The 12,018-nt window shown below is 47.3% G+C and carries 12 protein-coding genes; all 12 read right to left on the bottom strand.

Features of this window, described 5'->3' with window-relative positions:
* Positions 1–92 precede the first annotated feature (92 nt).
* From VLX91_11890 to VLX91_11835, 12 genes are read right to left on the bottom strand one after another with little or no spacing between them, the layout of a single operon-like run.
* Positions 93–1,286: a transglycosylase SLT domain-containing protein gene (locus VLX91_11890; GenBank protein HUI30909.1), complete on the bottom strand. Its 1,194-nt coding sequence runs from the start codon at positions 1,284–1,286 to the stop codon at positions 93–95.
* Positions 1,264–1,965 (bottom strand): TIGR00730 family Rossman fold protein, encoded by a 702-nt coding sequence (locus tag VLX91_11885; protein ID HUI30908.1) that lies wholly within the window; start codon positions 1,963–1,965, stop codon positions 1,264–1,266. The genes VLX91_11890 and VLX91_11885 overlap by 23 nt, the downstream gene beginning before the upstream one ends.
* Positions 1,966–1,967: 2 nt before the next feature.
* Positions 1,968–2,537, bottom strand: a complete 570-nt coding sequence (locus VLX91_11880) for an aminodeoxychorismate/anthranilate synthase component II (protein ID HUI30907.1) — start codon at positions 2,535–2,537, stop codon at positions 1,968–1,970.
* A gap of 24 nt (positions 2,538–2,561) precedes the next feature.
* A complete protein-coding gene (trpE, locus tag VLX91_11875; GenBank protein HUI30906.1) occupies positions 2,562–4,067 on the bottom strand; it encodes an anthranilate synthase component I in 1,506 nt (501 codons plus the stop codon).
* Between the two features lie 44 nt (positions 4,068–4,111).
* Positions 4,112–5,155 (bottom strand): GntG family PLP-dependent aldolase, encoded by a 1,044-nt coding sequence (locus VLX91_11870; protein HUI30905.1) that lies wholly within the window; start codon positions 5,153–5,155, stop codon positions 4,112–4,114.
* Positions 5,156–5,175: 20 nt separating this feature from the next.
* Positions 5,176–6,792: an apolipoprotein N-acyltransferase gene (lnt, locus tag VLX91_11865; protein HUI30904.1), complete on the bottom strand. Its 1,617-nt coding sequence runs from the start codon at positions 6,790–6,792 to the stop codon at positions 5,176–5,178.
* On the bottom strand, positions 6,793–8,031 hold the full coding sequence (locus VLX91_11860) for a hypothetical protein (protein HUI30903.1): 1,239 nt from the start codon (positions 8,029–8,031) through the stop codon (positions 6,793–6,795).
* The gene (locus tag VLX91_11855; protein HUI30902.1) at positions 7,994–8,605 is read right to left on the bottom strand and encodes a DedA family protein; all 612 of its coding nucleotides are present in this window, start codon (positions 8,603–8,605) and stop codon (positions 7,994–7,996) included. Before VLX91_11855 ends, VLX91_11860 begins: the two co-directional genes overlap by 38 nt.
* The gene (gene ispF / locus VLX91_11850) at positions 8,602–9,069 is read right to left on the bottom strand and encodes a 2-C-methyl-D-erythritol 2,4-cyclodiphosphate synthase (GenBank protein HUI30901.1); all 468 of its coding nucleotides are present in this window, start codon (positions 9,067–9,069) and stop codon (positions 8,602–8,604) included. Before ispF ends, VLX91_11855 begins: the two co-directional genes overlap by 4 nt.
* A complete protein-coding gene (locus tag VLX91_11845) occupies positions 9,066–9,341 on the bottom strand; it encodes an acylphosphatase (protein ID HUI30900.1) in 276 nt (91 codons plus the stop codon). The genes ispF and VLX91_11845 overlap by 4 nt, the downstream gene beginning before the upstream one ends.
* The gene (locus VLX91_11840; protein HUI30899.1) at positions 9,334–10,518 is read right to left on the bottom strand and encodes an alanyl-tRNA editing protein; all 1,185 of its coding nucleotides are present in this window, start codon (positions 10,516–10,518) and stop codon (positions 9,334–9,336) included. The genes VLX91_11845 and VLX91_11840 overlap by 8 nt, the downstream gene beginning before the upstream one ends.
* Entirely contained in the window at positions 10,519–11,955 is a 1,437-nt protein-coding gene (locus VLX91_11835; protein ID HUI30898.1) for a cation diffusion facilitator family transporter, read from the bottom strand. It lies immediately after the preceding gene.
* Positions 11,956–12,018: the final 63 nt, after the last annotated feature.

Genomic DNA, 12,018 nt, shown 5'->3' with positions numbered 1-12,018 from the left:
GGTGGTACAAGCCGCCTTTCATTTTACTCCTCCTTGTGTAAGTTTTATCTTGTCAAGTGTTTCTCAATCCTTGACAAGTTTTGCTACCGTTTTTATTGTTCTGGTTCTGAATTTCCGACAATAATTTTTAGCTTCTCGCCGACTCTCAGGTGGCTTCTGTAGCTGAGGTTGTTCCATGATGCAAGTTCCGTGACAGAAACCCCATAGATAGCAGCGATCTTCTCAAGAGTATCGCCGCGTTTCACAACATAAATCACACCCCCGCTTCCGTTTTCACCGTTACCTGATTTCTCCAATGATGAATCAATAACAGGCGACGATGAAGTGAAAATCACCTGTTGCGCATACTTTGGGAGTTCCACTGCCCAAGTTCCCTGAGGCAGACTTTTATTTATCAGCCATGGGTTAAGATATTTCACCTCTTTGTAACTTGAGCCCTGATTTCTAGCCCACAGCGCAATGTCCGGAATTCGCGCGACCACGACGAGCCTGGTTTCTGCCGGCTGGTAGAAATCCTCTCGAGATAAATCAAAGCCATAGGTCTTGTAGTTCGTCATAATTTGTTTCAGCGCCACGATGCGGAAGACGAATCTGGATGTCTCTTCATTCAAATAGAGACTGTAATAATTATTTACCATCTGGTAATCCAGGCTTGCTTTCAATCCGTTGATTCCCATGTTGTATGCCGCGGCTGCAAGCGCCCAGCTCCCGAACCTCGAATGCAAATCGGTCAGGCACTTCATCGAAGCGTCGGTTTCCCTATGGAAGTTGAACCTTTCGTCGACATACTCATTTATTCTTAGTCCGTAGCGGCGAGCCTCATCATCAGTAAACTGCCAAATGCCGGATGCGTTTTTGTTCGAGACGGCATTTCTCAGAGCGCTTTCTGCAACCGCAAGGTATTCCAGATCTAAAGGCAAATTTGTGTCGTGCAGCTTCTGTTCGATATAAGGAAAGTATCTCGTACTTCTTTTCAGATCGAGGATTATCTGGGCGTCTGACAATTCCATATAGAAGGCCTGCTCCATTCGCTCTCTCACGTCAGGAATCTCCAGCGGCATTCGCTCTCCGCAAAAGTTCAACGAGTCGGGGATGCGATACGAGGACAGCCGGCTCACATCCTGGCCGCCGCTGTTTGATTGCATCCGACTCAATGACGGGATATGGGGGGCAATTTTGAGCAACAAGAATACAAACGCGGCGACCGCAATCGGGAAAAGAGTCAGGAAAATCTTGCCCGAGCCGGGGTGCGTCCGAACGGAATTAGAAGTTCGTGACGAAGCCATGGCGTATTCCAAATTCCTTGATTATCTGTACCACTTCATCCGGTTCATCGCATACATGAAAAATGTCTAAATCTGTCTTGGAGATGCACCCTTCTTCAAGCGCCGTTCCCTGCATCCATTCCAATAGTTTTTTCCAATAATTTCTTCCCATCAGCACAACCGGAAACGACACGGTCTTGTGTGTTTGAATCAAAGTTATTGCTTCCGAGAATTCATCCATCGTTCCATATCCCCCGGGCATAACCACAAATCCCTGCGCGTACTTAACGAACATAACTTTCCTCACGAAGAAGTGATGGAACGTCATCAGTTTGTCCGGATCGACATAATCATTTGCCTTTTGCTCAAACTCCAGTGCAATATTTAGCCCGATGGATTGGCCGCCGCCTTCTCTAGCGCCGCGATTTGCAGCCTCCATTAATCCTCCTCCGCCCCCGCTCACTATCGCATAACCCGTTTTGGCCAGTTCGCATGCGACCTGGCGTGTCAGCTCATAATATTTGCTCCCCGGTTTCATTCTTGCCGACCCAAAAATTGAAACTGCCGGCGCGGCTCGACTCATCAGGTCAAACCCATCGACAAATTCCGACATCACCTTGAAGATTCTCCAGATGTCTCTTTGCCGCGCCTCTAAGACTGTCATTCGATCGTTGCCGTTATGATTTGTTGAGATACTCATTATTAGATTTTCCCGTCTATGAAATTTCTTAAAAGTGATTTCCCGTTTTCGGTCATGACCGACTCCGGATGGAACTGAACGCCGACCGTTGGATAATCTCTATGTTTTAACCCCATCACAAGGTTATCCTCGGTCCATGCGATGGTCTCGAGTTGTTCCGGAAGATTCTCCTGCGAAACGATCAGCGAATGGTAACGTGTGGCGGCAAACGGAATTTCCATGGAATTAAAAATCGACTTGCCGTTGTGAATTATCTGCGATGTCTTTCCGTGCATCGGGATCGGTGCCTTCACAATTTTTCCGCCGAAAACTTCTCCAATCGCCTGATGTCCGAGGCAAACTCCGAGAATCGGGAGCGTTCTGTAAAACTCCGTCACCACAGCTTCGGAAATGCCCGCTTCGCTCGGTGTCTTTGGTCCGGGAGATATCACTATCGCCTCGGGATTCATTTCATGGATTTCCTTCAAAGTAATTTTGTCATTCCGCGCCACGCAAACTTTTGCCCCGAGCACGCTGATATACTGGTACAGGTTGTACGTGAATGAATCGTAATTGTCTATTAGAAGAATCATGATTGATAGTTCGTTTATTGAAACCTAACTCAATAGTTTTAACGCTTCGAGGTTTGCCTTCATTTTGTTTATTGTCTCGTTGTATTCCCTTTCCGGGTCAGAATCATATACGATCCCCGCTCCCGCCTGTAAGTAGCCTTTGTCGCCGTCGATGACAAAGGTACGGATCGCAATACACGTATCCATGTTATCATTAAAGTCTATGTATCCGACGGCGCCGCCATAAACCTGTCGCCTGGTTTCTTCCAGTTCGGAAATTATTTCCATCGCTCTCACTTTTGGCGCGCCGCTGAGCGTCCCGGCTGGAAAGCATGCTGCAAGTGTCTCCACTGCATCCCTTCCGCCATCGATTGTTCCGGCAACGTCCGACACGATGTGCATCACATGAGAAAATTTCTCGACGTGCATGAAATTGTCCACGTGAACACTTCCGACTGTAGCAACTCTTCCGATGTCGTTCCTTCCAAGGTCGACCAGCATTACATGTTCTGCCTTTTCCTTCTCGTCGGCGAGCAGTTTCCGGGTAAGCCGTTCATCTTCTTCAGGCGTGCTGCCGCGAGGATTTGTTCCCGCGATTGGCCGCATTTCTATCTTCCGGCCTTCCTTTCTCACGAACATCTCCGGTGAGGAACCAATAATTGCAAGTTTGCGCTTGCCGAGTGTTGAATCCAGGTAGAACATGTAAGGCGACGGATTCAGCGCTCGCACACCTCGATAGAGCATGAACGGATCGCCTTTCAGATTGAATTCTGCGCGCTGCGACAATACGACCTGGAATATATCTCCTTCGATGATGTATTGTTTTGCCTTCTCGACAATTCCTTTGTAGTCCATTTTGGTGGTATTAAACTTGGGCTCGCCTATCCTGCATGACTTCGTCTCACGAGAATGGTCGCTCGATTCGACAAACTTTATTATTCTTCTCAAGCGTGTTAACCGATCCTTCACGACCTTTGGCAGAGAGTTCGACGATAGCGGAATGAGGGAAACTACGAGAACTTTTCTCTTCAGATTATCGACGGCAAAAATCGTATCGTAAACATTCAGGAACACTTCGGGCAGGGAATTTTTTGATTCGGTTATCGGAATATTTTCCAGATACTTGACGAAATCGTAGCCGAAATAACCGACTGCCCCTCCGGAAAATCGCGGAAGATTTTTTGCGGGAAAGACCTTGAATCTAGATAGGAAATTTCTCAGTTCGGATATCGGCGAAGCTTTTGAAGTTGTTCGATGGCTTCCGACTGTCGTTGTCACTGTACCATTTTTGACAAGGAATGTGGCAAATGGATCAGTACCCATGAAAGAATAACGGCCGATATTCTCCCCTCCTTCCGCGCTCTCGAGCAGGAAGCTGTTCTTTCCGATCGAAGGTCCGGTGTTGGGAGAGTTACGCAACCTCAAGTAAAGTCCGACCGGCGTGAAAATATCTTCTAGAACTTCTATGATTATTGGATAATGAGTAAATCCCGCGGTCTTGGCTTCTTCAAGTTCGGATTGTGAGGGAATTTGTTCGTTTACCTGCAGCATTTTACGAAAGCTCCATCGGATTTCTTAAAATAAGCCAGTCCCTCTCAGTCCGCGCGATATTTTGCGACAGTTTCTGCCGCATCCTTCACGTCTCCCATCGAGACATCTAAGTGAGTCACCGCGCGCACTTTCCCGGCGCTTCCCGCGGATAAGAGAACTCCGAGTGATTTCATGTCGGCGAGAAATTTATTTACCGTGAACGACGGTCCCGATGAATTGCTTCTCGATTTAATTCCGAAAATAATGATATTTGTTTCAACATGATCTAGATTTACTTCATAAAGGGGTGAGTCACAAATAATCCGTACAAACGCTTTTGCTTTCTCATGGTCCTCAGCAAGACGCTGAATATTATGTTCGATTGCATACAGTCCGGCGGCGGCGAGAACTCCTACTTGGCGCATTCCGCCTCCAAAAATTTTCCGGTATCGATGTGCTTTTTCAATATATTCCTTCGTGCCGGATAGCACTGATCCGACCGGTGCACCTAACCCCTTGGAAAGACAAACTGAGACCGAGTCGAATCGCTTCGCATACTCGGAGACCTTTATCCCTGATGCAACGGAAGCGTTCCATAATCTTGCTCCATCGAGGTGGCATCTCAGCTTGTGCCGCGTTACCACGTTTTTTATTTCGTCGATCAGCTTCAGGGGGTAAATAGTTCCACCGCCGCGATTGTGCGTGTTCTCGATGCAAACAAGTTTAGTCGGCATCATGTAATAAAGGTCGGGTCTGATCGCTTCTTCAACGGCACTCGCCGTCATCACTCCTCGCTCACCTGGAACTGGATTCAGCTGGACTCCCGACAACAAAGCCGGGGCAGCAGTTTCATAATTGAAAATGTGCGACTCCCTCTCGACGATCACTTCGTCTCCTGGATTGGTGTGCGTCTTGACCGCAAGCTGGTTCGACATCGTGCCGCTGGGGACATACAACGCCGCTTCCTTGCTGAGAAGGTCAGCGACTGTTTCCTGTAACTTATTTACTGTCGGGTCTTCGCCGAAAACATCATCTCCTACTTCTGCATTTGCCATGACTTTTCGCATTTCTTCATTCGGCTTCGTAACCGTATCGCTTCTTAGATCAATGTACTTCGTAAAACATCTCCTTAGTTTTTGCTCTTAAATTTAAGAAAAAGTCCGAAAAGAATTACGGCTGCAGAAATAACTTCTGCGAAATTAGCTATCCAATCTCCATGCATCGTGTAAAATGTTAGCTGGTGTGATATCGGTATCGATTCTTCAAGGGTCATTCTTTCGTCGAGTCTGGTTTGTTTGCCGATTAAATTCCCGTAAGGATCTATGAACTCCGAGATACCTGTGTTCGCAGCGCGCACGACGGCTCTTCGATTTTCCACTGCCCGCAGAACAGCGTAGGCAGCGTGCTGGTATGGTCCCGAAGATTTACCATACCACCCGTCGTTTGTGATAATCACAAGGAAATCGGCGCCCTTCTCTACAAATGCCCTGACGTAATTCGGGAAAATACTTTCATAGCAAATTACCGTGCCGAATGTTGGTCCGCCTCGGAGTCTAAACACAGTCGTGTCTTTTCCGCGCGCCCAATTGCTGATGCCGACTCCCCAGTTTAGCGGCTTGATTAGAAACGGCACCGCATCAGCGTAAGGGATTCGTTCACCAAACGGGACGAGGATAATCTTTCCGTAAGTCTGATACACGTTTGAGTGCGGCTCAAAAACCGCCGCCCCGTTATATGCGTCGTAGTACCTATGCGTGGACTCATCGAAGTGGCTGCTCGGCTTTGCGCTATCGCTGTCCGAGTAATAGCGGGCGATCGGCACTCCGGCGAGCAGCGAAGTATTCGTGCTGTCTAAGAAGGATTCGAGCGAGCGCTTAAAACAAGAAAATTGCGGCAAGAGAATATAAAATGGAATTGCGGTTTCAGGCCAGACCACCAGATCGGATTCATGACTGCCCGATTTGTATGTCTCCTGCTCGTAAGTTTCCATGATTTGATCTATGTCTCCATTCCACTTCTCATTAGGGTCGATATTAGGCTGAATGATTGCGACCTTCAGCTTGTTTGCATATTCATTCTTCCCCGCAGAGCGGAGGACCATCTCACCGTAGATTTCGGGAATGACGATCAAGAGCAATGCAATGGACAGCGAACGCGCGATTCGGAATTTCTTCGCTCCTCGGTTGTCCATCCAGGAGGTAAGCGAGTAATAAAGAAAAGAATTCACCAGCAAAATTTGAAAAGATATCCCGAAAAGTCCTGTGAAAGATGAAAACTGAATTCCTGCTTGGTTGTACGATTGCGAATAACCAATTGTAAGCCACGGAAAGGCGACTTCACCTATTGAGTGCAAATGCTCAAAGGAAAGATAGAGAAACGGAAAAAGGAAGACCGCCAATTCCCCGAACCTCTTGTGCAGAAAATGGTACACCAGCATAGGAACCGTGAAGAAAAATGGATGGCAGAAAACGAGTGCTGCTCCGCCTATCATCAGGAATGGGTCGCTTTCTCTTGTCCAGCCGCCAACCCAGTAAATGGCCACAATATTGAGGACGAGAAATCCGAAATAAGATAACTTCAGCACTTCCCGATAATTTTTTGCTCCCTTTACGGCAAAGATCAGCGGTATGAATCCTACGAATGCCAGCCAGCCGAAATGGAATGGTGGGAAAGAAAAACCGAGAAGCAATCCGGAAAAAATGGGGAGCAGAAGCGATCTGTCAAAGATACTTTTTATTATTCTCATTCAATGTTGGCGGTAAATATAAATCGGATTGGACAATATCCACGGGAAAGATCTCTTCATAAATAACGGTAGCATCACCCTTTTCTGGAATGCTTGAATCCTGTATTCGCCCGGATGAATAACCGGAAGATCTATCGAGCTTGCGTTATTGTAAGTTGCTATGATCTCCCCGTTCCAAACAATCTGAGTTTCAACGCCGTTGCTGTCCGGCATCTCAATATGGAGACGAGCAGACTTCTCGACTCTCAGGCTGTCGCCCATCATGACTTCATTGGTATCCGAACTTGCCGTGAACAAGAAACCTCGCGCCTGTTCCAGTCCCGAAAACCCGACGAACATGTTCCCATCTCGAATTGCCTTTATCAGCAATTCCCTATCGTGATGATATGAACCATCGAACGGTTGTCTTGTAACTATGACAGTGTGAACAAGCTCAAAGAGGCTTTGATATGACGGGAAATGCCAGGCGACGCTTTTTCCGAAATTGACATTTGCATGAGCATCCAATGAACCCACGCCGATCACCTTGCGGTTGATATTCAGCTCATCGAACTTCTGCATCTCTTTTTCGGGATAGCTCAGCAGGTAGTTGAGCGCTTCCGGTTCAAAACCATAGGAGATGTAGGCACCAATCAACTTATTGATGCGAAAAAAATTCAGAGTACTTCTCCAGCCTTCATCGAAGTTGTAGAGCTCAATGCCCGTAAAATTTCCGATACTCCAGTTGTCCCAATCGAGTGTGCTGCGTGGATGAAAGACATGAGCGAGGACCACCATGTCTTTTTTCGAAATCGCATCATGGAACACCTCGTCGGACGTGATGCCATTGCGCGGGATCATGGGGATGCTGTCTCCGATCACAAGGAAGTGACCGTGTTCGCCGTCGGTCGAAATCTCTACGGCCGGAACGATCAGTGTCATACCAAAACGACTGGCAAGGTGGTCTTCCATCGGCAGAACTGTATTGTGGTCCGTTATAATCGCGAAATCGAGTCCGAGAGAATCGCAAATCCTTTCGATTTGTGAGTAAGATCCGCTGCCATCCGAGTAAGTAGTGTGTATGTGCATCGCTCCTGAATACTCGTGGTACTTGCCAAAATTAACTCCTGCTTCCCTATCAATGCGGTAAGTCAGAAGATCGTTGGCAATTGAGCATATGATAATTGCTAAAACAAAAACTCCAAGAACTGTGAGGATTTTCTTAAGCGTGTTTTCTCCTCCGATAGTACTTGACGACAAAAAAGACAACTAAAAGCGATAGAAATATTCCGACGGTTATCCCGTAGAGACTCAGAATATGTCCGAGCTGTTTCCAATTCCGACCGAGAAGTGAACCACCGATGATGAGAATTGAGTTCCATGTAAGGGCGCTGATTGCACAAAGAGGAATCGTTATTGCGATTGATAACTCGGATAGTCCGACAAAGAAAGAGATTACCGCCCTCGTGCCCGACAGGAATCGGTTCACCACGACGATACCGTATCCATATTTTTGAAACCAGCCCTCGACGGTCTTTATTTTTTCCATCGGAATGAATTTTAGTTTGCCAGTATCTATCAATTCCCTCCCGAGAAAAAATCCTATGTAGTACATTACGACAAAGCCCGCCGTGCTCCCCAAAGTTGAGAAGAAAATTGCGGCAAAGATGTCCAGCTTGCCTGTGCCGACGAGTGAGCCGCCGAATGCTATGACCAGATCGCTCGGTGATGGAGGAAAAAGGTTTTCAAGGAATGCAAAAAAGAATAACGTCAGATAAAAATAGATCGGTGCCGTGCTGTTCAACGCGGTGACTAAATTATTTAGATGAGTCACAGCTCTTTCATCAGAACCACGGCAAAGCAGGCAATTGAGCTCTTTGCGATTGCGGTTCCCTCGGTCGTTTTTGATTTTACGGAAACGTCTGAAATTGAAATTTCACATTCTCGGGAAATTGAATTGCGAATCAATTCGTAAAATGGATTTAGTTTGGGTCTGTCTGCGACTACGACTATGTCAATGTTGTTTATTTTCAAGCCGCTTTCCGCCGCGGCCTTCAGAACAAATTTTAGTATTTGTTTACTGTCAATGCCTTCGTTCTTCTTTTCATCGTCGCGGAAGTAAATTCCGATGTCTCCTTTTGCGGAAGCACCGAGTATAGCGTCGCTCAACGCATGCAGCACGACGTCTCCGTCGGAATGTCCTCGAAGCCCCATTGGAAACTCGATGACCACTCCTCCTAGTCTGAGTTGCCTGTTTTCTACAAGCTCGTGAGCGTCGAACCCAAATCCGATCTTCATAGGATTTCGAATCCTTCAAATTTATAATCCGGGCTTGTCCATTCGATTCTGATATCTGTTATATGAGATGAGATAGGGCCGCGTCTTAAGTCTTTGATGAATTCTTCAATCAATCCTTTCTCGCCTTCTGCCACGACCTCGACTCTTCCGTCGATCAGATTTTTCACAAATCCCTTGAGTCCGTAAACGCTCGCTTGTCGAGCAGCGAAGAAGCGGTACCCAACTCCCTGCACTACCCCGTCTACAAATAAATGTACACCAGCGTCAGCCATTCTGAAGGATCTTTCTGAGTTTTTCGATTACCTCACCAAGTGTGTTCTTAGCCAGGCTTAGCGAATAAAATCCATTTCTGCCGCCGCCCTTCGCATGATAATCGGTTCGAAGCTGCTCCATTACGGAGTCCGCCCCGTTCATGGGCAGCCTGAGATTCATCTGGCAAGAGGCGCCTTCATTTTTGTACATGGCAAACGCTTTCACGGTGTGCTTTGATAGACAGCTCGCAACGTAACGTAAATCCTCTATTGAGGTGACTTCATCGGTCAAATCAAAAACATCAAAAATTTCCGCCGAACCTTCCAGTCGCTGTTTGTATTGTACACATACGGTACCGAGGATTCTCTCGGACAGCTCTTTCATCCTGCTCCCGCTTTCTTGGATCTGCTGTTTTAATTTTTCAATCGCATTAGGAAGTTCTGTTGCGACCGTTGAGAGAAGTCTCGCACCTTCGGCGGCAGACTTATGCAAAGCATAATAATGCTTGACGGCTCTGTCCCCGCATGCAAATTCTATTCTTGTCAATGATGCTTTGACCTTTTCGATGCCGCCTGTCAGGATTACACCCACTTCTGAAGTATGAGTACAATGAGTGCCGCCGCACGGCGAGAAATCGAAATCTTTTACCTCCACTATTCGGATCGTCCCTTCAACCTTCGGGGGCTTTCGCAGTTTAAACGAGTTTATCGTTGACTGATCGGCAAAATGGATGATGACTTCGCGATTTTCGCGCACGATCTTATTTGCTTCTGCGACGGCGGCAGTGGTCTCATTATCGGATGGTTGTCTTGAAAGGTCGATTGTCCCGATTTCTTCACCGAGCCTGCTCGATACGGTTTGAATTTCAAAAAGGTTTTCAAACGCCGCCGATAGGATGTGCTGTCCCGTATGCTGCTGCATATTTTCGAATCGACGCTGCCAATTGATTCTGGAGTTGGCTTTGCCGGCCTTGATTTCTTCAGATAAAAGGTGAAAAACTTTTCCTTTTTCTTCTATGACATCGACGACGTCTACGCCGTTGATGGTTCCGGTGTCGTGCTCCTGCCCGCCCGATGTCGGGTAAAAGTAGCTCTTGTCCAGCACCACAGCAAAGTGCTCGGACCTCCTGGATATTTCGAGCACGTCAGCTTCAAAATCAACGGTATAAGGATCGGTGTAATATGGCCGCATGGTCATTCAGGAAGCTGGCTCTTGATGAATAACAACTCTGGAAATCTGCGGGAATCGTTTTACTATGTCCATCTCGAGCTCGTTGACAATTTTAACGGTATCTTCGAGTGAAAAAGTTTCATCGAACTGGCAGATCATGGCTACACGAATTCCTGACTCACTCTCGGTGAAATTCAGGTTGATGCACCTTACGACAGAGGGTTTACATTTCACATAATCTAACAGTTTTGCGGGTAGATCCGTCTCATACAAATTCGGAGTGGTGGCATATTTCGGTTTCATCGATGGCTTATCGATATGTATGAATATCTGGTCAACTTTTTCGACTTGCCGGCGAATGGCGCTTTCAAGCATGTCGGCTTTACGGTGAGCCGAATCGATCGTCTCCGCGTCCGTGACTTCCAGGTGCAGATCAACGACGAATCCCTTTTCTGTTGAGAAGACTTCGATTTCGTGGACGTTACCTCCCACGTTCTCGGCGGCAAGCTTTATCTTATCGACTACAGTTTCCCTGCTAGTCGGGATCGGTTCGGCGTGAACGACGACATCTACTCCATCTCTAACTCCTCTCACCTTGCTTTCGATTTCATCGACTAACGAGTGAGCACGCTCGAACGGTAGAAGCCTCGGGAGTTCAACCACCATATCGACAAAAATTTTTCCTCCTGCGACTCTGACCCTCAAACTTTTTATTTCCTCGATTTCATTAATGCTCAGCGCCGCCGCGCGGATGTTGGCCACCAATGAGGATTCGGGACTTCTATCGACCAAAACATCCAGCGTTCTTTTCCCAAGTCTTAAACTTATAAAAACGATTACTACCGCCACTCCAAGAGATGCCACCGGGTCTGCGAAAGCAAATCCATAATTTGCAGCAACCAAGCCGAGTATAACCACGCTGGAGCTCAGGATATCGGTCGAGAAATGCAGGGCGTCCGCCTCCAGTGCCTGGCTGTTGTATTTTTTTGCAGCCCGGAAAAGAATTCTGGACCGTGTGAAGTCTATGATGATAGAAGTGAACATCACAACAAAACTCCACACAGTAATCTCGATTGAGACTTTCTTGAAAAAAAGTCTCGCGACGGCTTCCTTACCGATCAAGTAACAAGTCAGTAGCAAAAGCAGGGCTTCAAAGAGTGCAGATATGTTCTCGAATTTTCCGTGCCCGTAATGATGTTCCACATCAGCCGGCTTCGAAGATGCCCGGACGGCGAATAGTGTGGTAGTGGCCGCGAGGAGATCGAATCCTGAATGAGCAGCTTCGCTCAGGATGCCGAGACTGCCCGAAGTGATTCCTACGATAAGTTTGAATGCAGTAAGAAAAACGGCGGCGATTACCGAGCTAACCGCCGCCCTTGTTTTTTCGTTGGATGATTCTTTCGTCAATCTGTGAAGCGGTCCCTTCGGGGTTATACTTTTCCCGCTCGTTAGTATATCGCACAAGGTGTGCGGTCACCACCTCGCGGGATCCCAACACATAAATATTCCGTGGCAGGAGGCGGCGCA

This window comes from Candidatus Acidiferrales bacterium, from assembly GCA_035515795.1.
In the GTDB taxonomy this organism is placed as follows: Bacteria; Bacteroidota; Ignavibacteria; order Kryptoniales; family JAKASW01; genus JAKASW01.
The sequence above is the reverse complement of the archived record's forward strand: the minus strand, read 5'-3'. Positions and strand labels throughout refer to the sequence as shown.

What these genes read in the sequence shown, in the direction of transcription:
- VLX91_11890 (HUI30909.1), bottom strand. Translation starts at nt 1,286, where the DNA reads ATGGCTTCGTCACGAACTTCTAATTCCGTTCGGACGCACCCCGGCTCG.
- ispF (HUI30901.1), bottom strand. Translation starts at nt 9,069, where the DNA reads ATGAAGATCGGATTTGGGTTCGACGCTCACGAGCTTGTAGAAAACAGG.
- VLX91_11840 (HUI30899.1), bottom strand. Translation starts at nt 10,518, where the DNA reads ATGACCATGCGGCCATATTACACCGATCCTTATACCGTTGATTTTGAA.
- lnt (HUI30904.1), bottom strand. Translation starts at nt 6,792, where the DNA reads ATGAGAATAATAAAAAGTATCTTTGACAGATCGCTTCTGCTCCCCATT.
- VLX91_11845 (HUI30900.1), bottom strand. Translation starts at nt 9,341, where the DNA reads ATGGCTGACGCTGGTGTACATTTATTTGTAGACGGGGTAGTGCAGGGA.
- trpE (HUI30906.1), bottom strand. Translation starts at nt 4,067, where the DNA reads ATGCTGCAGGTAAACGAACAAATTCCCTCACAATCCGAACTTGAAGAA.
- VLX91_11880 (HUI30907.1), bottom strand. Translation starts at nt 2,537, where the DNA reads ATGATTCTTCTAATAGACAATTACGATTCATTCACGTACAACCTGTAC.
- VLX91_11885 (HUI30908.1), bottom strand. Translation starts at nt 1,965, where the DNA reads ATGAGTATCTCAACAAATCATAACGGCAACGATCGAATGACAGTCTTA.